The following is a 25973-nucleotide window of genomic DNA, read 5'->3' as shown; positions in this document are numbered from 1 at the left end:
TTGTCTGCGCCCCGCTCCATCTGCCTACTGCGCCTGTCGGCCATTGGTGACACCTGCAACGCCGCTGCAGTAGTTCATGCTATCCGGCAGCATTACCCGGAAGCTGAGATCACTTGGGTGATCGGCAAGGCTGAAGCCGCGCTGATGACAGGCACGGACGGCGTCAACTTTGTTGTGTTTGACAAGCAACAGGGCCTGGCCGCATTCCGCAACCTTCGGCGCCAGCTCCAGGGCAAACGATTTGACGCCCTTCTGCTAATGCAAGTTGCGCTGCGAGCGAACCTCGCCAGTTTGTGCATTTCTGCCAAACGACGGATTGGCTACAACAAAGCCAAGAGCAAAGAGCTGCACAGCCTGTTTATCAACGAGCAGATCGAGCCAACGGACAAGGTCCACGTACTGGACAATTTCCGACAGTTTCAGAAATCGCTGGGCATCCCACTCGGAGCGCCCGACTGGAACATTCCGGTTAATGCGGAAGATCGGGACTGGGCCAAAGCCCAACTCGACCCGGCCACCAGCAAACACCTGATCATCACCCCCGCCGCCTCGAACGCCGAGCGGAACTGGCTGCCTGAGCGCTACGCGGCCGTTGCCGACCACGCCGCCAGCCTGGGCTTTTCGGTTTATCTTTGTGGCGGCCCGGGAGAGCGTGAGAAGGAATTGGCTGCCAACATTCAGGCCCACGCCAAACACCCCATACGCAACCTGGTTGGCCTGTCGAGCCTGAAGCAGCTGTTCGCCCTGATTGGCGAAGCAAGCCTTGTACTGGCACCAGACACTGGCCCCGTACACATGGCCGTTGCTGCCGGCACGCCGGTTATTGGCCTTTATGCCCACAGCAACCCGAAACGCACCGGCCCCTATCTGTGGCAGGAATACGTGGTAGACGCCTACACCCCCGCCCTGAAACAGATGCGAGGGGAAACACCGGAGCAAAGCCGCTGGGGCCAGAGGCTCAAGGGCGAAGAGTTGATGACGAACATCACAACGGAACAGGTCATCGACATGTTGGACCGCTGTATTCAGGAACGGAACCTATGACCAACAAAGCCTTATTCCTGGACCGGGATGGCGTGATCAACGTGGATCACGGCTACGTGTACCGCAAAGAGGACTTTGAGTTTATCGACGGCATCTTCGAGGTTTGCCGGCACTATCAGGATCAGGGCTACCTGCTGATTGTGGTTACCAACCAGTCTGGCATTGCCCGCGGCATGTACACTGAGGCCCAGTTCAAAGAGCTGACAGACTGGATGGTGGAACGCTTCAAAGAACAGGGCGTGACCATCAGCAAGGTTTATCATTGCCCGCACCATCCTGATTTTGGGCCGGCAGATGAACGGAACTGTGACTGCCGTAAGCCGAAACCCGGGATGCTACTGAAGGGGATTGAGGAGTTTGATCTGAATCCGGCGGACTGCATTATGATTGGGGATAAGGGGAGTGATATGGAGGCGGCTGCAGCGGCGCACCTGTTACAAGGTTTTTTATTTGGCTACAGAAAACATATCACACCAAGCAAAATCAAGGTTAAACGCACCGACGCACTAGTGGATGTGATGTCATGAGGGAGAGGGTCCAGGCGTGATGTCAGCCAACTCTCATCAACAAATGCCCGAGCCTTTTCCCTCGTGCCCGAGAAAGCCAGCAAACGGTGACGCACTTACGCTGCTCACTTCTATATCCGTATTTCTATTCGGAAGCCTGGCATTGACGACCCCGTCTGGATATTCCTGGGGACCGGCCTTTCTTCTGATTCTCGCGTTAGTTAGCTACGCTTTGCCCCAAAGGCCAGAACTCCCGGGAAAAAGTTGCCTCCTGCTGGCAGCAATATTTTCTTTATTCTTCATATCTGCACTCGCAACCGCCCTTATTCACGATCAGGGCTTTCGCACACTTGATCGACCTAGCAGGTTTATCTTTGCCCTATTGATACTGCCTCTTTTACTTAAGTACCCACCTCGCCCCGCCTTCCTCTGGGCAGGCATTGCTTTAGGAGCTTCCCTCACTGGCCTGTGGGCAAGCAAGCAAGTATTTTTTGACGGATTAAGCAGAGCACACGGCGATACTCAAGCGATACAGTTCGGCAATATTGCATTGTTATTAGGATCATTAAGCCTTGTTGGATTTTTGTGGGCTAGCCATCAACGAAAAAAAACAGCTATGTTAAAGGTCCTAGCGCTTGTGGGCTTCGTTGGCGGTATAACCGCCTCTCTGCTGTCAGGTAGTCGCGGAGGCTGGATAACCTTACCCATCAACGCGTTCATCTGCCTGATCATCCTGAGGCCCCGGATCACCAAAGCAAGTATTTTCATTGGAATGGTCGTGACAAGTCTGCTGGTTACTCTCTTCAATTTCTCCAGTGATACACGAGTCCACCAGAGAGCCCATCAAGCAATAACTGAAGTTCAAGATTACTTTGACAGCGATAATGCGAGCACATCCGTTGGAGTTCGACTGGAGATGTGGAGGGCGGCAATCGTCTTAGGGGCTCAGCGCCCGATAGTGGGATGGGGCGAGCATGAAGTCGAAATCCAGAAACAGCGACTTGTTTCAGAGGCAGGTTTAGACCCTCACATATTGAAGTTTAGGCATGCACACAATGACTTCTTGGATAGTTGGCAGAAGCGCGGCGGTGTCGGTGTCATTTCACTGGCGCTTCTGTATTTTGTACCTTTGATTCTATTCTTTAGAAAATCCAAACGCTGCCTGCCGTCTGAACAGCCATTTGCAATTGCAGGCGTGATTCTCTGCACCTCATACCTCTGCTTCAGTTTGACTCAAGCCTTCTTTGAGCATAATAGTGGCGTCATGGTTTACGCATTCATGCTATTAATTTTGTGGGTGCTCGCTACAACCGAAGAAGAAAAGAACCAGTACGAATTTCATCCACAATAAGCTGCTAACAACCGCGCCCAATGCTCGGACAAAGCCAATGACGAACGATCGTCATGGCCTGCAATCTTTAAAATCGACCGCTTTAATCGCGTCAAGTTAGCCCCCTGCCAACCTTCACCAGGCACCTTCGGCGCCCGCCTCAATTCGCCCCGGTCAAAGTCGATCAAGTAGACTTTGTCCGAAGCGATCAAAATATTGAAGCAATTCAAATCAGCGTGGTAAACCCCCTTGTCATGAAAGCTTCTGAGCACGCGACCAACACGCTCCCAGGTAACACTGCAATCTTCTTGGCGCGTTAATAACTCGCCCCAAGGAATAACATCGGGCAGACGCTCGATGATGATCGAAGCTTGATACCACAGCCTGTGACGGGAATACCCGGCAGCAACGGGCCTAGGAACCGGCAATTTCATTTCTGCCATCTGCTGCAGCAGGCGGAATTCTGAGAACGAGCGAACACCGCGTTCTCCAGTGTACAGGTATGCGTTTTCATTGAAACGCGCTACCAAACCTCCACGCCGATAGTGCCTTAAAACCCAATCCCCCTTGGGACGCTCAATAAACCACGCACTACCCCGCCCTCCCACTGAAACGGGGGTTGCCTTAGCCTGCCAAAAATCTGGATCAAACCAGCCAGTGTCAAAGTTATCTACATACTCAGGTGCCAGCAGAGCAGTAACGTCAACAGATTGTATACGCACCTCGTTACCAGAACTCAAAGAATCCACCTTTTGCAACACTGTTTAGACAACACTCATAAAAAAGCCGCCCTTCTGAGAACAAAGAGCGGCTTTTCGACCTTTCAGGCCCGATACATCAATTTATTTAACCGGCGTCAGCCACTCTGAATGCTGAGCCAGCTTACCCTTCACCGCATCAAAGTACATGCTCTGCAGCTTCTCGGTAATCGGGCCACGCTTGCCTTCACCAATCTGGCGTCCGTCCAGTTCACGGATCGGCAGCACTTCAGCGGCGGTGCCGGTGAAGAAGGCTTCTTCAGCGATGTACACTTCGTCGCGAGTGATGCGGCGTTCTTTCACCACCAGGCCAAGGTCCTTGGCGAAGTCGATGATGGTGGCGCGGGTGATGCCGGCCAGGCAGGAGGTCAGTTCCGGGGTGTGCAGCTCACCGTTGCGCACGATGAAGATGTTCTCGCCGGAGCCTTCCGCCACGTAGCCTTCGTTGTCCAGCAGCAGGGCTTCTTCAGCGCCGCCGGAGATGGCTTCGTTAAGGGCCAGCATGGAGTTGATGTAGTTGCCGTTGGCCTTCGCCTTACACATGGTGATGTTCACGTGGTGGCGGGTGTAGGAGGAGGTGCGCACCTTGATGCCCAGCTCCTTGGCTTCTGGCGACATGTAAGACGGCCAGCTCCAGGCGGCAACCATTACGTGCACCTGCAGGTTGTCAGCGCGCAGGCCCATGCCTTCGGAACCCAGGAATACCATGGGGCGCAGGTAGGCTTCGTCCAGATTGTTCTCACGAACCGCAGCACGCTGGGCTTCGTTGATCACGTCTTTGCTGAACGGCATTTTCATGTTCAGGATGTGGGCGGAGTTGAACAACCGGTCGGTGTGTTCTTTCAGCCGGAAAATTGCCGGGCCGTTCGCGGTATTGTACGCACGCACGCCTTCAAAGCAGCCAAGGCCGTAATGCAGGGTATGAGTGAGTACGTGGGTTTTGGCTTCCCGCCAGGGAACCATTTCACCATCCAGCCAGATAAGGCCATCGCGATCAGCCATCGACATTTCTACAGTGCTCCTGAATAAGCAGTTTTCGGGGATCCAGCATTCTAGCAGGAAAGCCGGACAGAAATAAATTTAGCTTGCTACTCAAGCATGAATTTTTTCCACATACTTTGGATGTAGTCACGCTCTTCCTGAAATGCATTGCCCTCCACCTGGCTATTCAGGTTTTGCAGCGCCCGGCGGTGAATGGTCGAACGCAAGGTAATGTATACCTCCCGCAACTTCTCTGTGTCCTCCACCGGCAATACATCGGCACGGCCCAGCTCTTCCATCTGGCGAATATTGTCGCTCCACTGGGTCAGCTCCGGGTGCTCGGCACTCCAGGCCAACATCAGGTACTGCATCATGAATTCGATATCCACAATACCGCCGGCATCGTGTTTGATGTGAAACACTTCGTCCCGCCGGATTTCCGGCGTGCCGAGGCTACTGCGCATTTTCTCCCGCATCTCCACCACCTGCTGGCGCAGGGCAGCTTTATCCCTTGACGTGCACAGAATCTGGTGACGGATACCCTCGAAGGCTTGAAGGGTATCCGGGCAGCCGGCAACGCCACGGGCCCGGGCCAGGGCCTGATGCTCCCAGGTCCAGGCATCGTTCTGCTGATATTTCTCAAACGCCTGCAAGGTGCTGACCAGCAGGCCGGAGTTACCGGACGGCCGCAGGCGCATATCCACTTCATAAAGCTGGCCGGAAGGCGTCTGAGTGCTGAGAATGTGCACAATGCGCTGGCCCAGGCGGGTGTAGAACACCGCGTTGTCGATGGGCTTGTCACCATCGGTGGCCAGTTGCGGATCGGCCTGGTGTACAAACACCAGGTCCAGGTCCGAGGTGTAACCGAGTTCGATACCGCCGAGCTTGCCGTAGCCGATGATGGCAAAGTCTGTGTCACACGCCGAACCATCTGCCCGGCGCGGATAACCGTGGCGGCTGACCAGGTTGGAGAAGGCCACATCCACCACATGGTCCAGCACCACCTCGGCAATCCAGGTCAGGTAATCACTCACCTTCATCAGGGGCAAGGTGCCCTTGAGCTCAGAAGCCGCCACCCGAAGCACATGGGCCTTCTTGAAGTAACGCAACGCCTCCATCTGTTCTTCCAGGTCTTCGTAGGGAATGCGCAGCATCTGCTGACGCAGGTCGTCCTGCAGCTCTTCCTTGGCAGGCGGGCTGTACAGGCTCTCGGCATTCAGCAGCTCGTCCAGCAGCAGCGGGGTTTCTGCCAGCAGGCGCGCAATCCAGGGGCTGTCGCTACACAGGCGCACCAGCTGCGTAAGCGCGCCGGGGTTTTCCACCAGCAGCACCATGTAGGCGGTGCGGCGCAAAATGGCCTCTACCAGCTGCAATACCCGGTCGAGGGTTTCCGACGCATTCTCAACATCCATCAACGCGTTCAGCAATAACGGCATGAACTGGTTCAGCCGTTTGCGGCCCTGGGTTTGCAGGGTCTGCACGGTTCGGCTGTCCCGCAGGCTCACCAGGCGCTTGTAACTGTCTTCCGGGTTTTCGAAACCTTTCTCCGCCAGCCATTCCACCGCAGCGGGCTCTTCCATTTCCGCCAGCCAGAGTTCGTAACAGCCGTCATCCATGCCGTTTTCGGAATCGCCTTCCTCGTCTTCAGTCGCGATGATGTTGGCGAAGTGCCGGGCAACGCGATTGCGATGCTCATCCAGCGCATGCTGGAAGGCGGTCCAGTCATCAAACTCCATAATGCGGGCAACCCGGGCCTGCGACAGTTCGTCGTCCGGCAGAACCTGGGTCTGTTTGTCTTCCATCCCCTGCAGGGCGTGCTCCAGGTTGCGCAGGAACACATAGGCCTCTCGTAACTCCTTCACAACGGAGGATGGCAGCAGCTCCAGCTCTTCCAGTTCCCTGAGGATATTCAGCAATTCCCGCTGTTGCAGCTCCCGGTCACGCCCGCCACGGATCAGCTGAAACGCCTGCACCACAAACTCAATCTCGCGGATACCGCCACTGCCCAGTTTTATATTGTTCTCCAGCCCCTTGCGGCGAACTTCCCGGCTGATCATGTCTTTCATGGTGCGCAGGGATTCGAAGGCGCTGAAGTCGATGTATTTGCGGTAAACAAAGGGCCGCAGGCTTTCCATCAACACCTGCCCTGCCCGCTGGTCGCCGGCCACTACCCGGGCCTTGACCATGGCATAGCGCTCCCAGTCCCGACCCTGATCCTGGTAGTAGGTTTCCAGTGCTGCGAAACTCAGTGCCAGGGCACCGCTCTGGCCGTAGGGCCGCAGGCGCATGTCCACCCGGAACACAAAACCATCCGCCGTAATCTGGTCCAGGGCCTGGATCAATCGCTGACCAAGACGGATAAAGAACTGCTGGTTATCCAGGGCCCGGCGGCCACCTTCGGTTTCCCCCTTGGAGGGAAAGGCAAAGATCAGGTCGATATCCGAGGAAACGTTGAGCTCCCGACCGCCCAGCTTACCCATACCCAGCACCACCAGTTTCTGGGGAACCTCGGCACCGGTCATCGGGTCACGACCCATGGGGGTACCGAATTCCTCACAGACCTTTTCATAAAGCCAGCTGAGAGCGCCATCAATGGCCACATCGGCAAAGGCGCTGGTGGCCAGCATGGTTTCGTTCAGGTCTGCCCAGTTCATCAGGTCACGCCAGATAATGCGGAACTGGATTTCCCGGCGGTACTGGCGAAGGGCGGCGTGCAGCGATGGCTCTGAATCAACGGTTGCCAGGAACTCGCCCCAGCGCTGTTTCAGCCACGCTTCTGTGGTGGGCTCGGTCAGTGGGCGGGCCTTAACGGCAGCCTGAACCTGCTCCGGATAACGTTCCAGCGTCTGGGCCAGAAACACACTGCGGGCGCAGGCCTCGGCAACATCCGCCTGTGACAGCTCCGCTGGTAACGAACCCATAGGCTCAGACATAACGCAAACCCCTGTCTCTCTGATATATTTCCGGTACTGTATAACGAACTTGCCACGGACTGAACAGGCAGCCTCACTCCATGATGCGCAATCGTCGCCCGCTGAACCCGGAACACTCGCAGCCACACCTCCCAATGGGAGGGCTGATCCGCCAACGCATCAGCCGGCTATTCCTGACACTGGGAGCTCTGGTTTCCGCGCAGATCCTGATCCTCTGGGCTGTAGAGCCTTTGAGTTTTTTCGAAGCCGTGTGGCTCACAATGACCACACTGGTCACCGTAGGCTATGGTGACTACGCGCCGGTAACCGCCATCGGTCGCATCAGTACCGTGGTGCTGATGTTTGTAACTGCCATCACCCTGCTCACGCTGATTGTCAGCGACTATATTGAATACCGGTTCTACCGCCGTGAACGAATCCTCTCCGGACGCTGGATTTACAACATGAAAGACCACATCGTAATCATCAACACCCCACGCACCGGTGGCGAACAATACTTCATGCGCTTCGCCACCCAGATCCGGTCGATACCGGAATACCACACAGTCCCGATCATGCTTCTGACCCGACAGTTTCCGGGAGGCCTGCCGGCAGAGCTTCGGGATTGTGGCATGGTGCACTTCCACGGTGCAGGCAATGATCCGGAAGCGCTGAAATCGGTCCACGCCGGGAGTGCCAGGCACGTGATTGTGCTCGCGGCCGACGAGTCCGATCCTTTCTCCGACAGCCTGACCTTCGATATCGCCCACCGGCTGGCAGAGTCCAACCTGGGCGGTAAAACCACCGTGGAATGCGTGAGTGATGCAAACCGGGATCGCTTCAAGGCTCTGGGGGTGAGAACCATCATTCGGCCGGTTCGAACCTATCCAGAAATCATGGTGCGCGCCGTGGTGGCGCCGGGTTCAGAGAAAGTGCTGGAAGACATGTTCAACTACGAGCGTGACCACCCACACCGCTACGACCTGGAACTGGACGACCTGACCTGGGCAGACATCGTCAGCGCTCTAGTTCGCCACGGCATTGGCACGGCACTGGCTTATATCGACCACGAAAATGAAGTGATCTGCCATCCGGAAACCAACAAGGAAGTGGAAGGGAAAGGACTGATCGTACTGGTGCGCTCAACGGAAACACCGGAAGTTTCCGTGGTGGAAGAAGCGTTGGATCGCTACCGGGACTTTTTGGCCCAGTGGCGATCCATGCACGAACAAAATGAGCAAAAGGCCGCGGCAGAGGCTGCCGCTGAAAAAGAAAGCGGTTCCTGAACCGCCTAGCCGACAAGGGCCAGTGCTAACTGCAACCGGCCCAATTCCGGGAATTTTTGAATCAGGTCATCAGTTGTGGTGCCGGATTGGAGCGAACGACTGAGCTCTTGCCACTCCTTATCAAATCCGGCTGCGCCCGCCGTCTCAGCGATCGCACTTAAAGCGCTTGGGGGCAGCTTGACTGGTTCACCGGTCAGCCAGCTTACGCTCAGCGTATGCAGCAGCTTCGTTACCGATAAGGGCTCACTGGAAACGAGAATCTCGGGACGGTAAATACCCGCAAGGAAATATCCCTGCTCAGCCTTGCTGACCAGGTTTAGGAACACCGGAACTTCGCAGGCAAGCGCCTTCGCCCAACGCATCAACTCCCCAGGTTCGCCGGCTTTTAGCTCGAACTCCACCTCGTGCAACGGCAGCGAACGGCCGCCGCCGAGAATTTCACCAGAATCCACAGCCACTTCAATAACACTGCTGCCGGATTCCAGCATCACCACCTGCCGCTGGAAGTTGGTTTCGAACGCCAGCGCAAGGTCTGACAGATCGACCTGCCCATGCAGGGGCGTTTGCTCCAGCAGAGACAAATCCAGATCCGGCCCAGACAATTCCCACTCCCACTCTTCACGCCGATGGGCACCATCCACAAACTCGCCCTTGGTTTTCAGGGTCTGGATAAACCTGTCACCTGCCTGCCTCACCCGCAAGGCGGCCTTAGCACGGTTAAGGGCGGCATCCGGGGTATCGTAGTAGCGATTGATCAGGGTCTTGCGCTGGCCTTCAATCGCTTCCGGCCTGGCCAGCAACCACTCAAGGGCTTTGGCTTGTGCAGCCTCAGACAGGGTGAGCTTGATTTCGAGTTCTGTGGCCATGGGGTTCTCCGGTAAAAATGAGTGGCCTTAAAATACAAAAGCCGGTGACCTGAGTCACCGGCTTTTGAGACTACTTGATTAGCTGGTTAGCTGATCAGAAGTAGTAAACGGCCCCAACGGCTGCGAGGGTTTTCTCGTCAGTGGCGAAATCAGCAGCAGTGATCTCGTCATCCCCGTTGGAATCCCACTGGTGCACCTGGTCTCCGCCTGCGAGGTAACCTTCAACATACACATACATGTTGTCAGACAGGTTATGCAGCGCCTGAATGGTCACAATGTCTTTTACATCTTGGTCGCCCGGTTTCTGGGCATTCAGATCACCGTCCGCTTCAGAACGCTCATAAGAAAGAGCAAACTGGTTCTTACCTAAAGTGTAAACACCCATCAAACCAAATTTGTCTTCAACGTCCTTGCGGGTCTGGAACTGAGCGGTCAGGCTCAGGTTATCCAGGTTGTATGTAGCGCGCAGGCCGTAGGTGTTCTCGTTGTTAGTATTCAGGTCATTAGCGCTGGAATAATCCAGAGAACCATCGTTTGAGTCCATAGCGAACGCAAGTTCCAGCGCATCAACACTATAGATCGCCGCCAGCTGGTAAGGATAGGACTTGCCACCTGTTTTCTCAGTTCCGTTAACCTGAACTGCTGCGGCCAGCTTGAAGCCACCAAAAGACGGAGACATGTACTGGATCAGGTCGCCTTCACCTGTCTCGTAACCGCCGCCCAGGTTGTAGGCTCCCACTTCATAGAAATTAGCAATCTTGTCAATGGCTGACTCATAGGTGGAGTCATCAGAACCCACCCAGATCTGGCCAAAGTTATCACCTTTCACACCAATGTAGGCTTCATCCAGGCCGTCGATACCGTTGCTCTCGGCTTTATCATCAGCATCGATGCCTTCCAGTTCCATTTTGAAGAAACCAGTGATACCAGGAGCAATTTCGTGGCTGTGAGCTACGCCGAGAGTAGAACCGTTATCAAAATGATCGACGGAGTATGGGCCTTCGTCAAAGTTCTCGTAAGCCAGAGCGTACTGAATGTTACCGTAGATAGTCGGCAGGTTGCTTTCCTGGGCCAGAGCAGCGCCAGAGAAGGTTGCGGCTGCAATAGCAGAAGCAAGAATAGTTTTTTTCATGTTGCGTCTTCCTTTTTGAGTTAACTCAGGTTTTCGACGGGTGTAAGCCCCGATTTTTACTGGTAAATCCAGCAAATGCCGGCTTTACCGGAACCCCGATCAACCCCCATTTATTTCCAACAGGGGGCCGACATTTCTTCTTTTTATCTGGCCGGGAAAGCCCCGAACCTTAGTTCTCAACCACTTACAGAACTTTGTTAAAGTTCAGCGTGATGAACCTGTTTTAATACAATGTTTGCATTTTTGCAAATTTTCACGGGCTAATTTTTAGCCTTTTTTGGTCAGGAAGCAAAGTTCTTTATTCCTCAATGGCTTGACCACAGATTCCGGTTTTATCTACCAAAATCAGGGCCAGAACCCAAAAACCGCTTCCAGAACAATCAACTAAGGCAGTCCGAGCTAGCAAAACCACAAACCGGCTCAAACATTACCTTATCTACCGCCCTTTTGTGAGGCGCCAGATACAACTCTGTCACATTTCGGTGCACTAACCCTTTTTGCCGGTTTCTAGCATGAACGTGACAGGGCCGTCATTTACCAGGGCCACTTTCATGTCTGCACCGAACTGCCCTTCCCCAACACGACTCTCCCCAAGTTCAGCTCGGGCCTGGGCCACAAAATTCTGATACAGGGAATTGGCCATATCCGGCGCAGCCGCCAGCGAGAACCCCGGGCGGGTGCCGGAGCCGGTATCGGCGGCAAGTGTGAACTGGGGAACAATCAGCAGGGATCCACCGGAGTCCTGAACGTTAACGTTCATCCGGCCCTGCTCGTCGGGGAATACCCGGTAGGAGAGGATTTTTCGGCACAAGTCCCTGGCCTCATTCTGTGTGTCGTCCTTTTCCACACCCAGCAATAGCAGAAGCCCCGGCCCAATGGCGGAAATCTTTTCCCCATTCACCGTTACACTGGCTTCGGAAACGCGCTGGATCAGTCCTTTCATTCCATCCCTTGGCAAGATGAGCACAGGGTTAAAAATCAGCAACGCGCAAGAGTGTATAGGGCCCTCGGCGGGGCCGCAAGCCCTTGAAGGCCAATAATAAGTCTATGCTCAACCGGCGCTGGGCAGGCTTTTCGCCACTACCTCTTCTACGCCCCGCAACAGCGCATCCACAATAGCCGGCTCGGACGCGGAATGGCCGGCATCCCGGATAATATGCAGCTCGGCTTCCGGCCAGGCCCGGTGCAGGGCCAGGGCATTATCCAGCGGGCACACCATGTCGTAACGGCCGTGCACAATTACCCCGGGGATATCCGCCAGCCGGCCCGCGTCCCGCACAATCTGATCCGGTTCCAGAAAGGCGTTGTTCATGAAGTAGTGGCACTCAATACGTGCCAGGGCTATGGCGACATGGGGGTGGCCGAAATGCTCCACCACCTTGGGGTTCGGATGCAGGGTGGCGCAACGGCCTTCCCAGATCGACCAGGCCTTGGCCGCCTGTATCTGCTCCAGTTCATTGGCGCTGGTGAGCCGCCGGTAATAGGCCGTTACCATGTCGTGGCGCTCATCTTCAGGAATCGGGGCCAGAAAATCCTGCCAGTAATCCGGAAACACCCGGCTCGCGCCTTCCTGGTAGAACCACTGAATATCTCGCGGCCGGCACAGAAAGATACCCCGCAACACCAGCCCGAGAACCCGCTCCGGATAGGTTTCGGCATACACCAGGCTGAGCGTGGAGCCCCAGCTGCCACCAAACAGTAACCAGCGGTCAATGCCCAGAAACTGGCGAATGGTTTCCATGTCCTGAACCAGCTTGTCGGTGCTGTTGCCTTCCAGCTCCGCCAAAGGCGTGGAACGGCCAGCGCCGCGCTGGTCCATCAGGATAATCCGGAAGCGCTCGGCATCGAAAAACCGCCGATGGTAATCCTCACACCCACCACCCGGCCCACCGTGAACCACAAGCACAGGAATGCCATCCGGATTGCCGGATTCTTCCAGGTACAGCTCATGGGGTTCGTCCACCGCAAGGCGATGACGGGCGTAGGGTTCAATTTCGGGGTAGAGGTTCAGCATGACGAACTCCGTTTCAGGGATAACGGCAGTCTAGCTGAGATAGATGGGGATGATAAAGAAAGGATAGCTTTGCCACGGCATCCACGGAAAAACACGGAAAACTTCGTTTCTATTTTTCCGTGTCTTCCGTGTTCTTCCGTGGCAAAAAAAGCCCGTTACTTCTTACCCGCGCGCTTACGCTCGTTCTCGGTCAGAAGCTTCTTGCGCAGACGGATCGACTTGGGCGTGACTTCCACCAGCTCGTCGTCGTCGATGAACTCCAGCGCCTGCTCCAGGGTGAACTTGATGGGCGGCACCAGGCCGATCACTTCGTCTTTACCGGAGGCACGCATGTTGTCCAGCTTTTTGCCCTTAGTGGGGTTAACCACCAGGTCGTTGTCGCGGCTGTGGATACCACACAGCTGGCCTTCGTAGATTTCCTGGCCCGGGTCGAGGAACAGCTTGCCCCGGCTCTGCAGGGTTTCCAGGGAGTAGGTCAGCGCAGTACCGGTCGCCATGGAAACGATAACGCCGTTCTGGCGGCTGGTTACGTCACCCATCTTCACCGGGCCGTAGTGGCTGAAGGTGGAGGTCAGGATGCCGGTACCGGAGGTCATGGTCAGAAAGGTGTTCCGGAAACCGATCAGGCCGCGGGCAGGAATGGTGTATTCCAGGCGGATTCGGCCCTTGCCGTCCGGGATCATGTTGGTCATGTCACCCTTACGCAGACCCATCTGCTCCATGATCGCGCCCTGGTGCTGCTCTTCGATGTCGATGATCACGTTTTCGTACGGCTCTTCCTTCTGGCCGTTTACTTCCTTGACCACCACTTCCGGGCGGCCTACGGCCAGCTCGAAGTTTTCGCGACGCATGTTCTCGATCAGAACCGAAAGGTGCAGTTCACCACGGCCAGACACCTTGAACTTGTCCGCTGAATCGCCTTCTTCAACACGGAGTGCCACATTGTGCAGCAGCTCTTTTTCCAGGCGCTCTTTGATGTTACGGCTGGTCACGTACTTGCCTTCTTTACCGGCAAACGGCGAATCGTTTACCTGGAAGGTCATGGATACGGTGGGCTCGTCAACGGTCAGCGCCGGCAAGGCTTCTACGGTAGAGGGATCACACAGGGTGTCGGAAATGAACAGCTGGTCCAGGCCGCTTACGCACACAATGTCGCCGGCCTGGGCTTCTTCAACTTCCACACGCTGCAGGCCGGAGTGGCCCATAATTTTCAGAATACGGCCGTTGCGCTTCTTGCCGTCGGCACCGAGAGCCACCACCGGAGTGTTGGTTTTCACTTTACCGCGCATGATACGGCCGATACCGATTACACCCAGGAAGCTGTTGTAGTCCAGCTGGGAGATCTGCATCTGGAACGGGCCGTCCATGTCAACAGAAGGCGCAGGCACATGGTCAACAATCGCCTGGAACACGGCGTCCATGTTGTCCTGGAGGTCTTCATGGTCCATACCGGCAATGCCGTTCAGGGCGCTGGCGTAAACAATCGGGAAGTCCAGCTGCTCGTCGGTGGCACCCAGGTTATCGAACAGGTCAAAGACCTGGTCTACAACCCAGTCCGGGCGCGCACCCGGGCGGTCGATCTTGTTCACAACCACAATCGGGCGCAGGCCCGCTGCGAAAGCTTTCTGGGTAACAAAGCGGGTTTGCGGCATGGGGCCGTCGATGGAATCCACCACCAGCAGCACACTGTCTACCATGCTCATTACCCGCTCAACTTCGCCACCGAAGTCAGCGTGGCCCGGGGTGTCTACGATGTTGATATCGTAGTCCTTCCATTTCAGCGCGGTGTTTTTTGCCAGAATGGTAATGCCACGCTCTTTTTCCTGGTCGTTGGAGTCCATAACGCGCTCGTTTTCGAGCTCTTTACGGTCCAGGGTGCCAGACTGGCGCAGCAACTGGTCAACCAGGGTGGTTTTACCGTGGTCAACGTGGGCAATGATGGCGACGTTTCTAAGCTTATCAATCACAACGGGTATCCTGCAGAAATTAGCGGCGCGCAGTATATCGAAAAGTCCATGTCGATAATATGAAGAATAGTGCCTAATATGTAACCAACCCTTCCGGCGCACTGATATCAGGCAATCCACCGGTTTTCGCACCAAAGTGGTGCGCTATTCTGGTGCAATTCCAGGCCGGCCACCGTACACTTTTGCACACACAACGCACCAAAGCCTTGCCACTGCGCTGTTGTGGCGCAGTTACACAAAACTGGCAAGGCACTTGCTTAGTGAGGAGCAGCCGTAATTGAAAGGTAAGGGCCAAAGGCTTCTGGTAAGCTGCCTTCACCTGCAAGAGATCGGGCCTCAGCACACTGAACGATCCGGCACAACGAACACGAAATCACTACGGAGCATGCACAATGTCCAAGACGATTGATTTGATCAAAGAACACGAAGTCAAATGGGTTGACCTGCGCTTCACCGACAGCCGCGGTAAAGAACAGCACGTTACACTGCCTGCCACTGAAGTAGACGAAGACTTTTTTGCCGACGGCAAGATGTTCGACGGCTCTTCTATTTCTGGCTGGAAAGGCATCAACGAGTCCGACATGATCCTGATGCCGGTTGATGAAACCTCCGTGCTGGATCCGTTCACCGAAGAAACCACCGTTAACATTACCTGCGACATCGTGGAACCCACCACCATGCAGGGTTACGAGCGTGACCCCCGCTCAGTTGCCCGTCGCGCAGAGGAATACCTGAAGTCTACCGGCATTGCCGACGGCGCCCTGTTCGGCCCGGAGCCGGAGTTCTTCATCTTTGATTCCGTTAAGTGGAAGACCGACATGCAGGGCTCCATGTACGAGCTCTACTCAGAAGAAGCCGCCTGGGTATCCGGCGAAGACTTCGACCGCAACAACATCGGCCACCGCCCGGGCGTGAAAGGCGGCTACTTCCCGGTTCCGCCGGTAGACAGCCTGCACGACCTGCGTGGCGCTATGTGTGCGGCCATGGAAAGCATGGGTCTGACCATCGAAGTGCACCACCACGAAGTGGGCACGGCCGGCCAGTGTGAAATCGGCGTTGGCCCGAACACCCTGACCCGCAAGGCAGACGAAGTTCAGATTCTGAAGTACTGCGTGCACAACGTAGCCCACGCCTACGGCAAAACCGCCACCTTCATGCCCAAGCCGGTCGTAGGTGACAACGGTTCCGGCATGCACGTGCACATGTCCCTGAACAAAGACGGCAAAAACCTGTTCGCAGGTGACAGCTATGCCGGCCTGAGCGAAATGGCCCTGTACTACATCGGCGGCATCATCAAGCACTCCAAGGCCATCAACGCCTTCACCAACCCGGCCACCAACAGCTACAAGCGCCTGGTACCCGGCTTTGAAGCCCCGGTCATGCTGGCCTACTCTGCCCGTAACCGTTCCGCTTCCATCCGGATTCCGTACGTAAGCAGCCCGAAGGCACGCCGTATCGAAGTGCGCTTCCCGGACCCGGCAGCCAACCCGTACCTGGCCTTCGCCGCCCTGATGATGGCCGGCCTGGACGGCATCCAGAACAAGATCCACCCTGGCGATGCCATGGACAAGGACTTGTACGACCTGCCGAAGGAAGAAGCGATGAACATCCCGCAGGTAGCCACTACCCTGCAGGAGGCGCTCGATTGCCTGGCAGAAGACCACGAGTTCCTGACCCGCGGCGGCGTGTTCACCGAAGACATGATTGCCGGCTACATCGACCTGAAGCGTGGCGAAGTTGAGCGTATCAACATGACCACTCACCCGGTTGAATTCGAACTGTATTACTCCTGCTAAGCCCCTGCACCAATTTGGTGCAGCCCGGTGACAGCCAGCCCCGCCCCGTGCGGGGTTTTTTTGTATCAGCCGTTGAAAACACCGCCAGCGGCGCCGATAATCGAGGCAGTTGATCAATGCAGGCCTTTATTATGAAAGCACCTCTCGCCCTTGTAACCGGATTCTGTTTACTGGCCGCCGCCGGCGCCCACGCAGAGGTGTACCGGCATGTGGATGCCCAGGGCAACGTCACCTTCTCAGACGAGCCGATGCAGGGCAGCGAAACCGTAAAAGTAAAACCGGTTACCACCATCACCCTGCCCAAGCCGGAAGTGGTGCGGGAAACCGACCAGCTGCGGCAAGAAGTCCAGAAGGAAGGCGCCAACTACGACAGCCTCACTTTTGTGCACCCGCAAAACGACCAGGCCTTCCACAGCGGCAGTGGCGACGTCACCTTTGAAGTGCGCAGCACCCCCGGCCTCCAGCGTGGCCACAAATACGAAATCACCCTCGACGGCCAGCCCGTAGGCCAGAGCTCCTCCGGCTCGGTAACCGTAAACAACATTGATCGCGGCACCCACCAGGCCGGTGTGCACATCATCGACGACCAGGGCGTTCAGGTGAAAACCGGCCCCGGTATCAGCTTTACCGTTCATCGCCCGTCTGTTCTGCGCCGATAACACATCAGCGGTAGCACCCGGAATCAGTTGCACCAATTTAGTGCATACGCACCACATTAACGCCATACTCTGGGCAGCGAAGGGGCAAATCGCCGGCTGCCTGTAGCCTTTCCCGAACCATCTGCACCAGGCCACAGCACCGCCATGCCCCACAGGCCGGCCCGCGCCCGGCCGTTGCCCATTTTTTTCTGTCAGCCAGAAAAACTGGTTCGGATTTTGCAAAACCGGGGTACACGCATGAAACGAAAACGGAAGCCGAGCATGACGTCGCAGCCGCCCGCCACCCCGGACAGTGGATACAAAAGCATTCTGGACAGCCTGACCACCTCCCTTCTGGTGCTGGGCGAAGACCTCACTATCCGTTACCTGAACCCGGCGGCCGAGAACCTGTTTGAAACCAGCCTGACCCGCACCCGTGGCCAACCGCTGGGCGATCTGCTAATCGACTCCAGCGACGCCCTGAAGACCCTGTACGCAGCCCTCAACAACGGACAGTCCTACACCCGCCGCGAGGCCGAGTTCGCCCTGCTGACAGGCTCACGCTTCACCGTAGACTATTCGGTAACCCCGGTCAGCGTAGACCCCACCGAGCTGGTGATCGAAATCCAGCCGAAAGACCGGATGCTGCGCATCAGCCGGGAAGAAGACATCATCTCCCAGCAGGAAACCACCCGCATCCTGGTGCGCGGCATGGCCCATGAAATAAAGAACCCGCTCGGGGGCATCCGGGGCGCGGCACAACTGCTGGACAGGGAACTGAACAGCGAAGACCAGCGCGAATACACCCAGGTGATCATCAACGAAGCCGACCGGCTGCGCAGCCTGGTGGACCGCATGCTGGGCCCCAACAAAGCCCTGCAGATGGCCAGCACCAACATCCACGAAGTACTGGAACGGGTACGCACCCTGATTGAAGCCGAAAGCAAGGGCCGGGTGCGCCTGAAGCGGGATTACGACCCCAGCATCCCGGAATTCACCGGCGACAAGGAACAGCTGATCCAGGCCTTCCTGAACATCGCGCGGAACGCCATGGAAGCTGCTTTCGAAAACCAGGTGGACAGCCACAGCGGTGACATGCCCACCATCACCTTCCGCACCCGTGCCCTGCGCCAGTTCACCATCGGCCACCGCCGCCACCGCCTGGTGTGCCGGGTAGACATCATCGACAACGGCCCGGGCATACCGCCGGAACTGCTGCAGAACATTTTCTACCCCATGATCAGTGGCCGGGCATCCGGCACGGGCCTGGGGCTTTCCATTACCCAAAGCATCATCGGCCAGCACCGCGGGCTGGTGGAATGCGAGAGTGAACCGGGAAGAACCGACTTCATCATCTTCCTGCCTCTGGAGGAAAACCAATGAGCCGAACGGGAAACGTCTGGATCATAGACGACGACAAAAGCATCCGCTGGGTACTGGACCGTGCCCTTACCCAGGCCGGCCTGCACCCCCGCGTATTCGACAGCGGTGAAAGCATCATGATGCGCCTGGAGCACGAACAACCGGATGCCATCATCAGCGACATCCGCATGCCCGGCGTAGATGGCATTACCCTGCTGTCCCGGATCGTGAAGAAGCACCCGGACCTGCCCGTTATCATCATGACTGCCCACTCCGACCTGGACAGCGCGGTGACCAGCTACCAGACCGGTGCCTTCGAATACCTGCCCAAACCCTTTGATGTGGATGAAGCCGTGGCCCTGGTTAAGCGCGCCATCGCCCACAGCCACGAGAAAAAGGCCGCGGCAGAACCCCAGATGGAGTCGGTTCAGAAAAACCTGGAAATCATCGGCGAAGCACCGGCCATGCAGGAGGTGTTCCGGGCCATCGGCCGGCTCTCCAACTCCAACATTACCGTACTGATCAACGGCGAGAGTGGCACCGGTAAAGAACTGGTGGCCCAGGCCCTGCACAACCACAGCCCCCGGGCCCACAACCCGTTCATCGCCCTGAACATGGCCGCCATCCCCAAAGACCTGATTGAATCGGAACTGTTCGGCCACGAAAAAGGCGCCTTCACCGGCGCCGGCGCCACCCGCCAGGGCCGGTTTGAGCAGGCCAACGGCGGCACCCTGTTTCTGGACGAAATCGGCGACATGCCCGCCGACACCCAGACCCGACTGCTGCGGGTACTGGCGGATGGAGAATTCTACCGGGTAGGCGGCACCACCCCCATCAAAGTGGATGTGCGCATCATCGCCGCCACACACCAGGACCTGGAAAAACTGGTGCAGGCCGGCAGCTTCCGCGAAGACTTGTTCCACCGCCTGAACGTAATCCGCGTACACCTGCCCAAACTGGCCGAACGCCGGGAAGACATCCCCAAGCTGATGCAGCACTTCCTGAAGCGGGCCGCCAAGGAACTGTCGGTAGAAGCGAAAATACTGCGGCCAGATGCCGAAGAATACCTGACCACCCTGCCCTGGCCCGGCAACGTGCGCCAGCTGGAAAACACCTGCCGCTGGCTGACCGTAATGGCCAGCGGCCGGGAAATCCACGTAGACGACCTGCCCCCGGAACTGCTGCACCAGGCCGACACCGACAACACCGGCACCGGCCAGACCTGGCAGGAAGGCCTGAAAAACTGGGCCGAACTGGAACTGAAACGGGGCAAGAAAGCCATCCTGGACACCGCCGTGCCGGAGTTCGAGAAAATTATGATCGAGGCTGCCCTGAAACACACCGGCGGCCGCCGCCGGGATGCCTCGGTACTGCTGGGATGGGGGCGGAATACCCTGACGCGGAAGATTAACGAGTTGGGGATGGACCATCCGGAGGGGGAGGAGGAGTAAGCCTCTTCCCCCATGAGATTGGATTCAGTTGGCGGGGACTTCGCGCCAGTAGATGATGCGGTCGTTGCCGCGGTAGACGCCGAAGGTGGCGGTGGCGCGGGGGTTCACCAGCGTATCGTCCTGATTCCAGTCATCCTGCAGCCATACCGGAACGTCCCACTCCAGGATGGCTTCGCCCCGATTACCCGTTGGCACCAGCTCCAGCGGCGCAGCTGTCCCCTGTTCGAGCTCACCCGACAAATCGGCTAGCTCAGCCATCACACCACCCGGGTCTGTCACCGTGATATCGCTGGTGGCCCAGGGCGAACAGCTGTCATCGGTGTTGGTGACGAACCGGGTGCCGTCCCAGTAGGTGGCGCGGAACGGCATTAGTAAAGGATCGCCGGTTTCGGGGCCGTAGACGTTTTCCAGCTCCAGACGGCCGTATCGGACAGGCCCTTCGGTTGCGGGGGTAAACGCTTCCGGGGAACCCAATAGCGCGTCCGGGTCAGCCGCCCAGCCAACACCATCAAGATCAGATACACTTTCAAGTCCGAATACAGGTTTAGGGTCGAAAGGTGTCACGCGGGTGAAGGCCGTCTTCTCGTGGCTGAACTGGTCAGCCACCGAATAGCGGTAGTAGATGGGGGCGCCATCCGAACGATCCTCGATACTGCCGTCTTCCGTTACGAATCTAAAAGTCAAAAACGCGCCCGATCCATCTGTCACTTCCGCTGCCGGATCTTCATCAGGCCAGGCGTGCGTGATCCCGCTCGCCCGCAGCTTCATAAAGTCACCAATCAGATAATTGGTGGTTTCCTGACTGCCAACCGCACGCGGAATCACCCGAATGGTTGGCGTTTCCTGCCAGCTGAACGGCTGGCCAAGATAGGTGAAAGCTAGAGCACCCGCTGAACAGGCGGAACCCAAAGTGCCCTCATCGAACAGCCGCACTTCAAGATATGACGGCGTGAAACGACCAATGTCGGGCGAAAGCACCGTCATCCGCTCGGTTCTAGCGATGCTGGCGCCCAGATAACTACCATCGGCAATGCTGCCGCTGACAGAAATAATACCGACCTCGTCAAACCGATAATCATCCCGACCGCCTATGCCACCGGAATAATCGGCTATCGGCTCTGCACCCGGGAAAAAAGCATCAGCCTCGCCATAAGCTGGGGCCAGCAGCGTGCTTTTCAGAACAGTGCTTTCTCCCTCCTGGCCAAACGACACTGCCCGGGCATTATCCCAAACATTGGCACCGGGCTCTGCCTGACCATCTCCATCCGAGTCATCAGCGGCATCATACAAAACGCCGGCCACTTCAAGACGGAATGACTCTCCCGCTGCCCGGAAAACCCCACCATTGGCATCCGTAGCGCCCGGATTACCCGGAGCATTCACCGCCAACGCAAAGGGCCGGGCTGTCCAGGGAGATCCGGTAGATGTAGAGGGTATAGGAATCGCCGCACCCGCCAGATCTCTGGCATAACCACTGGATGCATCAAGCAACCGTACCGTGTACTCCCCCACATCGACAGGCTTTATAAAAAGGTCTGCCTGACCTCCTGTGAACTCCACTTCCACGCTGCCGCTTCCTGATTCATTTCCCGCTTCCTGAAGGGTGTTCTCGCCACGAACTTCAGGGCCCGCGCCCCCGGGGTCATTTGAGGTACGATCCAGCCAAACATCCAGCAGGTGTGTACCTTCGTAGTCTGTTGCAACGCCACACTCACCAGAGTCATCTCTTTTGATCAAAGACACATCATACTGATGCGCCCGCCCCGCAATCAGGTCATCCCCAAGCAGGTCGTTAGGCGACAGGCGCAAGATATTTTCCAGAAACTCGACCGCGCCACCCGATGCGACAACACCTTCACTCGAGTCGGTGCCCCTAATGGAGAGCAGGTCGGCATGAGTATTCGAAAAAGCAAATGTGGCAACACCTGCATCACTCAGGTCGAACTGATAACTGGCCTGGCCGTCATCAGAGTTATCCGGCAGGGGAGAGAGAGCACCATTACCCTCGTTGACGCTCCAGGTACCGTGGTTGCTAGTGGTCGATAAATCGATCTTACCGGTGTAGCCCGTCAACGTGGCCCCGGACAAATCCAACGCCTCTACACGCACCGCCAGCGGTTCGCAGACACTACCGGCGGGGTCATAGGAAATGCGAAAGTCTGCGAGCCTGGGCTCACTTCCTGCGCAGGGGAAGACTGCGTTGTAGATTTTATTGATAGCCGCGGGAGCTAACGCTTCACTGTAGATGCGAAATTCATCAATAGAGCCGGAAAGGCGGCTGGAGGACAGAAGATTCAAATAGGATTCTCGGCCGAAGACTAAATCATCAGTCGAGGTTGGGATCAGCCCGCCAAGAAACTCATTCTCAACAAACTCTCCATCCACATAAAGCGCCTGGTAACCAGATTCATAGGTAACCGCCACATGAACCCATCGACCTTCAGGCAGAACTCCCGTTTGACTGCGAAGTTGCCCGGAACTGCCCCAGTACCAGTAAAAACGACCGGAACTGTCAACATACCATTGATAGTTGTCAGGTTTGGAAAGAATATAGCCTCCCCCACTTTCCTCCCGCCGAACCCATCCAGCGATAGTGTACTCATCATTTAAGTCAAGTTGATCAGAGTCTGGAACAGTGATCCGTCCGACGGTAGCCGGAATAATCAAAAAATTCTGATTATCTAAGCGCGCATATGAGCAGGTTCCGGGGGAGCCGGGGAGCGCAGGACTGAGTCCTGAGAAAGAAACATCATCGTTCACCGTTCCATTCAACCCGCTCCCTGTTTCATCCTCCGCATTCCCCTCAAACCGCCACCACGCCACCGGAGCCGGCATTATCGTCACTACACCGATCTGTGAGCCAAGCGCGACATTACCGGTTACGCCAGTGAGCTCAACAAAGAATCGTTCGGATTGCTGTGAAGGAGAGCCCTGAGTTACCACAGTGATAGTTGCTTCTGTACTATTCGCTGGAATGGTCACGGTGCCGATTTTGGCAACATAATCGCTGTTAGCCTCCGCAGAGTCATCCCGAGTGCGATAACTAACCGTGGTACTCACAGCCACAGTCTCATCCAGCGTGACCTTCAGCGTTGCAACCTGACCACGCTCTACGGTCACACTATCAATACCGACCACTGCATCTGGTGCAACATTCCCGCCATCATTCGATGAGCCCTCAGACGTTCCGCCTCCAGACTGCCCACCGGATAGTTGCCAGTCGCCAGCGCCATCTGGTTCACGCTTGGTTAACTTACCCTGCGAGCCTCCTTCATCAATGACCGTTGCAATAGAACAATCATTGGTAAGACTGTCAAAATCCGAGCCATCGAATTTATTGCTTTTCCCATCGTAGACCCGAAGGTAGTCAATCGTGCCTCCATTCTGGTCCTGAAGGCGGATTTCAATGCCGTTAAGGTTAACGTCTGGATCTCCACTACCTGGACTAAGAACAAGCCACGGATAACCGGTGGAATCGGCACCGGACAACGGTAATCCGCCAGCCGCCGCACCATCACCCACACATTCAACGCGTTGATTGTTTCCCTGACCGGTCAAAGTGCAATAATCCAGCGTCCATTGATTGTACTCTTCAGGGCTAATCGCTGAGGAAAGCAACTTTACTTCGATAAAGTTTCCGGTGTCCGCGACCTCGTTGATCACCGCCAGCCCAACATAGTCTTCTGAACATTCGGCCCACACGAGCGAACTGAACAACGCCATCACAAACGCAACAAAAGCCCTCATCGGACCCTGACCTCCACACTTCGGCGAGCCAGCTCGTTTCCAGCCCCGCACTCCCCGGTGCTTATCAGCGATAGCACACGGTCACCACCACTACCCGTCAGCGGATACGGATCACTAACCGAACATACGAGCGTTGCCTTGCAATCGCGCAGGGCACCCACGGTGAAATCCAATTCTGCCGGCACGCCGGCACAATCGCCGGAATCCAGAATCTCAGCCACCGCCAACTGCGCCCCACTCTCCGCCGCAAAAAATGCCCGCTGGGACTGAATCTGCAAGCTCACAGATTTACCGGAACTTTCCTGCAACTGCGTCATGCCATACACCAGCAACGCCAATACAGTGATGATAAAGATGGCGATAGGCAGGCCAGCACCAGCCTGCTTTTGGATGCTGCGCTCAGGGGACATTGCGGATTTGTACCTCCTGGCTGACGGGGGTGGTTTCATCGCCGGCGGGGTCTTTCAGAGTGAAAGCGAAACGCAGTATAGCGCCGCGCTCCAGGGTGCCGGGGCTGTAATCGAATTCCACAGGGCCGGTCAGATTTGCGGCCAGCACTGCGCCTGTGCCGGCAGGCGGTGCAGACTGCGTCCCATTGAAACCGTAATCACTGTAACGGCGCAGGAAGGTGCCAGCCTGGCACAGGCTGATTGGGTCACCTACCACATACAGGCGGCGTTCCGGTGACTGGCCGTTAAAGCGGTGATCTGATTCCAGCACAATCTCCGGAGGCGACACGCTGTCATCAATACTTTGGACCGGAGAACTTAATGGGCCGCGGCCGGAGTCAACGGTATAAAGATCATCACGGCTGCCACCATAGCCATAAACGATCACTCGATTGCCGGTTTCAGGCTCCTCCGCAAATGGTACGACCGCAATCCGGTCAAAGTCCGGCCCGCCAAGGCGGATGTAGGTAGTGGCCGCTTCTATCGGAATCCACTCCAGGCAATTGCCCGAGATTCGGATGGAGTTGGGGAAGGCATTACGCAGTTCCCGGGAAATCTGTTCACTGACCACCACGGTCTGCAAGGCCCGCTGCTGTCGAGCCCCCACATCCAGCGCCCCACGAGTCGACAGCGAAACAAACTGCACGGAAATGGTGGCCACGATGCCTAGCAGCACGATAACCATAACCAGTTCAACCAGGGTGAAACCGGGCTGCCTGCGCATCAGAAGTTCCCCCGGTAGGCGCTGAACTGGTAGGTGGCGTTGGAGGGATCGGTGATGGTGATGTCGATGCGTTTGGCGTCGGCATTGGCGAGCGGCATCTCTGAGATATCATTGCCGGCACAGGCCACGGTGATGGAAATCCGGAAATTGCCGTAGCCGGGCAGCGGATTGCCTTCGCCATCCTCGGGAATCGCGTTGGTGATGGCGTGGTAGTCGTTTACATCTTCATAATCGGCCCGCGGTTGACTGCTTGTCTCAGCTGGCTCGCAATCCACTTGCGAACTCGAAACCTTACCACCGCCAACCTTGCTGGATTCGTCGTAATTGCGGGCGAGAATTTCATCCATATACAACTGAGCCAGTGCCACGGCGCGGGTCTGGTTCAGCGGGTCGGCGCTGCGGCCGGTGATCAGGGAAAAGGCACCGACTACACCGGCGATGGCGACGCCGATGATGACGATGGTCATGACCAGTTCCACCAGGGTGGCGCCCTGCTGGCGAGGTTTGCCGAGGCATGGCTGCCTCACTGGCATGCCCCCTGGTAAACGGCACCAAGGGAACTCAGGCACAGGGTGAAGTTGCTGTCGCCGGAGATTTTGAATTCGATGTCCTGACCGCTAACGGGTGGGGCAATGCGCCCCATCCGGTCGAAGGCAATCTGGGTATTCGTGCTGGTTACAGGAGACGCTGCAGTTTGACTCACAGGCCGGTAACTCATGGTGGCGCCTTCATGGCGCATGGAAAAGCTGGAACCAGCAGCCGAGAAACTGAAACTCTTCGTATCCCGGCTGATGGTTACAGTATTCGCAGAATTGCCCGCCAGCGCTGCCTGTTGGGCAAGCAGCGTGGCGGAGGCAAGTTGCTGGGTGGCCAGCAGGGGGGAGAAGGCGGAGGATCTGGTATACAGCCCGATACCGAGTGCAGAAAGCACGCCGATTAGGCTGATTACCAGAATCAACTCAACCAGCGAATAACCTTCCAGCCGATCACTGTAAAGGCGTCGCCTCACA

At 56.7% G+C, this 25973-nt stretch carries 21 protein-coding genes; 8 read left to right on the top strand and 13 right to left on the bottom strand.

Annotated features, from left to right (window positions below):
• The 3 genes from AQ621_RS11085 to AQ621_RS17355 are packed head-to-tail and all read left to right on the top strand — an operon-like array spanning position 1 to position 2901.
• Entirely contained in the window at positions 1-1044 is a 1044-nt protein-coding gene (locus tag AQ621_RS11085; RefSeq protein ID WP_058341494.1) for a glycosyltransferase family 9 protein, read from the top strand.
• Complete coding sequence (gene gmhB, locus AQ621_RS11080) at positions 1041-1571, top strand: D-glycero-beta-D-manno-heptose 1,7-bisphosphate 7-phosphatase (protein WP_082641052.1); 531 nt, start codon at positions 1041-1043, stop codon at positions 1569-1571. The genes AQ621_RS11085 and gmhB overlap by 4 nt, the downstream gene beginning before the upstream one ends.
• Before the next feature lie 19 nt (positions 1572-1590).
• A complete protein-coding gene (locus AQ621_RS17355; RefSeq protein ID WP_082641049.1) occupies positions 1591-2901 on the top strand; it encodes an O-antigen ligase family protein in 1311 nt (436 codons plus the stop codon).
• Here the strand turns inward: AQ621_RS17355 and AQ621_RS11070 are convergent.
• From AQ621_RS11070 to glnE, 3 genes are all read right to left on the bottom strand, one after another.
• Positions 2889-3620 (bottom strand): 3-deoxy-D-manno-octulosonic acid kinase, encoded by a 732-nt coding sequence (locus AQ621_RS11070; protein WP_158499531.1) that lies wholly within the window; start codon positions 3618-3620, stop codon positions 2889-2891. The two genes, AQ621_RS17355 and AQ621_RS11070, sit on opposite strands and share 13 nt — an antisense overlap.
• 102 nt (positions 3621-3722) lie before the next feature.
• Complete coding sequence (locus AQ621_RS11065) at positions 3723-4646, bottom strand: branched-chain amino acid transaminase (protein ID WP_058341491.1); 924 nt, start codon at positions 4644-4646, stop codon at positions 3723-3725.
• 80 nt (positions 4647-4726) lie between these two features.
• Positions 4727-7552 (bottom strand): bifunctional [glutamate--ammonia ligase]-adenylyl-L-tyrosine phosphorylase/[glutamate--ammonia-ligase] adenylyltransferase, encoded by a 2826-nt coding sequence (gene glnE, locus AQ621_RS11060; protein WP_082641047.1) that lies wholly within the window; start codon positions 7550-7552, stop codon positions 4727-4729.
• Positions 7553-7632: 80 nt separating this feature from the next.
• Here glnE and AQ621_RS11055 point away from each other — a divergent pair, with 80 nt between their 5' ends.
• Positions 7633-8817 (top strand): potassium channel family protein, encoded by a 1185-nt coding sequence (locus tag AQ621_RS11055; RefSeq protein ID WP_058341490.1) that lies wholly within the window; start codon positions 7633-7635, stop codon positions 8815-8817.
• A 5-nt stretch (positions 8818-8822) separates the two neighbouring features.
• Here the strand turns inward: AQ621_RS11055 and AQ621_RS11050 are convergent, their stop codons facing one another.
• The 5 genes from AQ621_RS11050 to typA form a co-directional block, all read right to left on the bottom strand.
• Entirely contained in the window at positions 8823-9683 is an 861-nt protein-coding gene (locus AQ621_RS11050) for a CYTH domain-containing protein (protein WP_058341489.1), read from the bottom strand.
• A 94-nt stretch (positions 9684-9777) separates the two neighbouring features.
• Positions 9778-10815 (bottom strand): porin, encoded by a 1038-nt coding sequence (locus AQ621_RS11045; protein ID WP_058341488.1) that lies wholly within the window; start codon positions 10813-10815, stop codon positions 9778-9780.
• Positions 10816-11302: 487 nt separating this feature from the next.
• On the bottom strand, positions 11303-11758 hold the full coding sequence (dtd, locus tag AQ621_RS11040) for a D-aminoacyl-tRNA deacylase (protein WP_058341487.1): 456 nt from the start codon (positions 11756-11758) through the stop codon (positions 11303-11305).
• A gap of 108 nt (positions 11759-11866) precedes the next feature.
• The gene (pip, locus tag AQ621_RS11035; protein ID WP_058341486.1) at positions 11867-12829 is read right to left on the bottom strand and encodes a prolyl aminopeptidase; all 963 of its coding nucleotides are present in this window, start codon (positions 12827-12829) and stop codon (positions 11867-11869) included.
• 155 nt (positions 12830-12984) lie between these two features.
• Entirely contained in the window at positions 12985-14796 is a 1812-nt protein-coding gene (gene typA / locus AQ621_RS11030; protein ID WP_058341485.1) for a translational GTPase TypA, read from the bottom strand.
• A gap of 392 nt (positions 14797-15188) precedes the next feature.
• Here typA and glnA point away from each other — a divergent pair, with 392 nt between their 5' ends.
• From glnA to glnG, 4 genes are all read left to right on the top strand, one after another.
• A complete protein-coding gene (glnA, locus tag AQ621_RS11025) occupies positions 15189-16592 on the top strand; it encodes a glutamate--ammonia ligase (protein WP_058341484.1) in 1404 nt (467 codons plus the stop codon).
• 131 nt (positions 16593-16723) lie between these two features.
• Positions 16724-17251: a DUF4124 domain-containing protein gene (locus AQ621_RS11020; RefSeq protein WP_058341573.1), complete on the top strand. Its 528-nt coding sequence runs from the start codon at positions 16724-16726 to the stop codon at positions 17249-17251.
• A gap of 261 nt (positions 17252-17512) precedes the next feature.
• Positions 17513-18613 (top strand): nitrogen regulation protein NR(II), encoded by a 1101-nt coding sequence (gene glnL / locus AQ621_RS11015; protein WP_058341483.1) that lies wholly within the window; start codon positions 17513-17515, stop codon positions 18611-18613.
• Positions 18610-20043: a nitrogen regulation protein NR(I) gene (glnG, locus tag AQ621_RS11010; RefSeq protein WP_058341482.1), complete on the top strand. Its 1434-nt coding sequence runs from the start codon at positions 18610-18612 to the stop codon at positions 20041-20043. The genes glnL and glnG overlap by 4 nt, the downstream gene beginning before the upstream one ends.
• 24 nt (positions 20044-20067) lie before the next feature.
• On the opposite strand, the gene AQ621_RS17350 is transcribed toward glnG, so the two are convergent.
• The 5 genes from AQ621_RS17350 to AQ621_RS10975 are packed head-to-tail and all read right to left on the bottom strand — an operon-like array spanning position 20068 to position 25972.
• Positions 20068-23790: a DUF6701 domain-containing protein gene (locus tag AQ621_RS17350; protein ID WP_082641045.1), complete on the bottom strand. Its 3723-nt coding sequence runs from the start codon at positions 23788-23790 to the stop codon at positions 20068-20070.
• Positions 23787-24200 carry a hypothetical protein gene (locus AQ621_RS10990; protein WP_058341478.1) on the bottom strand — a complete coding sequence of 138 codons (414 nt, stop codon included), beginning with the start codon at positions 24198-24200 and terminating at the stop codon, positions 23787-23789. Before AQ621_RS10990 ends, AQ621_RS17350 begins: the two co-directional genes overlap by 4 nt.
• Complete coding sequence (locus tag AQ621_RS10985; RefSeq protein ID WP_058341477.1) at positions 24190-24963, bottom strand: PulJ/GspJ family protein; 774 nt, start codon at positions 24961-24963, stop codon at positions 24190-24192. The genes AQ621_RS10990 and AQ621_RS10985 overlap by 11 nt, the downstream gene beginning before the upstream one ends.
• The gene (locus AQ621_RS10980; RefSeq protein WP_058341476.1) at positions 24963-25496 is read right to left on the bottom strand and encodes a type IV pilus modification PilV family protein; all 534 of its coding nucleotides are present in this window, start codon (positions 25494-25496) and stop codon (positions 24963-24965) included. Before AQ621_RS10980 ends, AQ621_RS10985 begins: the two co-directional genes overlap by 1 nt.
• Positions 25487-25972 carry a pilus assembly FimT family protein gene (locus tag AQ621_RS10975; RefSeq protein WP_227508308.1) on the bottom strand — a complete coding sequence of 162 codons (486 nt, stop codon included), beginning with the start codon at positions 25970-25972 and terminating at the stop codon, positions 25487-25489. Before AQ621_RS10975 ends, AQ621_RS10980 begins: the two co-directional genes overlap by 10 nt.
• Position 25973: the final 1 nt, after the last annotated feature.

Origin of the sequence: Marinobacter sp. P4B1, assembly GCF_001447135.1 — a bacterium.
Taxonomy (GTDB): Bacteria; Pseudomonadota; Gammaproteobacteria; order Pseudomonadales; family Oleiphilaceae; genus Marinobacter; species Marinobacter vinifirmus.
The sequence above is the reverse complement of the archived record's forward strand: the minus strand, read 5'-3'. Positions and strand labels throughout refer to the sequence as shown.

Excerpts from the sequence above, each read along its gene's own strand:
- AQ621_RS17355 (WP_082641049.1), top strand. The coding sequence starts at position 1,591 with ATGTCAGCCAACTCTCATCAACAAATGCCCGAGCCTTTTCCCTCGTGC.
- glnG (WP_058341482.1), top strand. The coding sequence starts at position 18,610 with ATGAGCCGAACGGGAAACGTCTGGATCATAGACGACGACAAAAGCATC.
- AQ621_RS11050 (WP_058341489.1), bottom strand. The coding sequence starts at position 9,683 with ATGGCCACAGAACTCGAAATCAAGCTCACCCTGTCTGAGGCTGCACAA.
- pip (WP_058341486.1), bottom strand. The coding sequence starts at position 12,829 with ATGCTGAACCTCTACCCCGAAATTGAACCCTACGCCCGTCATCGCCTT.
- AQ621_RS11055 (WP_058341490.1), top strand. The coding sequence starts at position 7,633 with ATGATGCGCAATCGTCGCCCGCTGAACCCGGAACACTCGCAGCCACAC.
- glnA (WP_058341484.1), top strand. The coding sequence starts at position 15,189 with ATGTCCAAGACGATTGATTTGATCAAAGAACACGAAGTCAAATGGGTT.
- AQ621_RS17350 (WP_082641045.1), bottom strand. The coding sequence starts at position 23,790 with ATGAGGGCTTTTGTTGCGTTTGTGATGGCGTTGTTCAGTTCGCTCGTG.
- glnE (WP_082641047.1), bottom strand. The coding sequence starts at position 7,552 with ATGTCTGAGCCTATGGGTTCGTTACCAGCGGAGCTGTCACAGGCGGAT.
- dtd (WP_058341487.1), bottom strand. The coding sequence starts at position 11,758 with ATGAAAGGACTGATCCAGCGCGTTTCCGAAGCCAGTGTAACGGTGAAT.
- AQ621_RS11020 (WP_058341573.1), top strand. The coding sequence starts at position 16,724 with ATGAAAGCACCTCTCGCCCTTGTAACCGGATTCTGTTTACTGGCCGCC.
- AQ621_RS11045 (WP_058341488.1), bottom strand. The coding sequence starts at position 10,815 with ATGAAAAAAACTATTCTTGCTTCTGCTATTGCAGCCGCAACCTTCTCT.
- AQ621_RS10985 (WP_058341477.1), bottom strand. The coding sequence starts at position 24,963 with ATGCGCAGGCAGCCCGGTTTCACCCTGGTTGAACTGGTTATGGTTATC.
- AQ621_RS11065 (WP_058341491.1), bottom strand. The coding sequence starts at position 4,646 with ATGTCGATGGCTGATCGCGATGGCCTTATCTGGCTGGATGGTGAAATG.
- gmhB (WP_082641052.1), top strand. The coding sequence starts at position 1,041 with ATGACCAACAAAGCCTTATTCCTGGACCGGGATGGCGTGATCAACGTG.
- AQ621_RS10980 (WP_058341476.1), bottom strand. The coding sequence starts at position 25,496 with ATGCCAGTGAGGCAGCCATGCCTCGGCAAACCTCGCCAGCAGGGCGCC.
- AQ621_RS10990 (WP_058341478.1), bottom strand. The coding sequence starts at position 24,200 with ATGTCCCCTGAGCGCAGCATCCAAAAGCAGGCTGGTGCTGGCCTGCCT.
- glnL (WP_058341483.1), top strand. The coding sequence starts at position 17,513 with ATGACGTCGCAGCCGCCCGCCACCCCGGACAGTGGATACAAAAGCATT.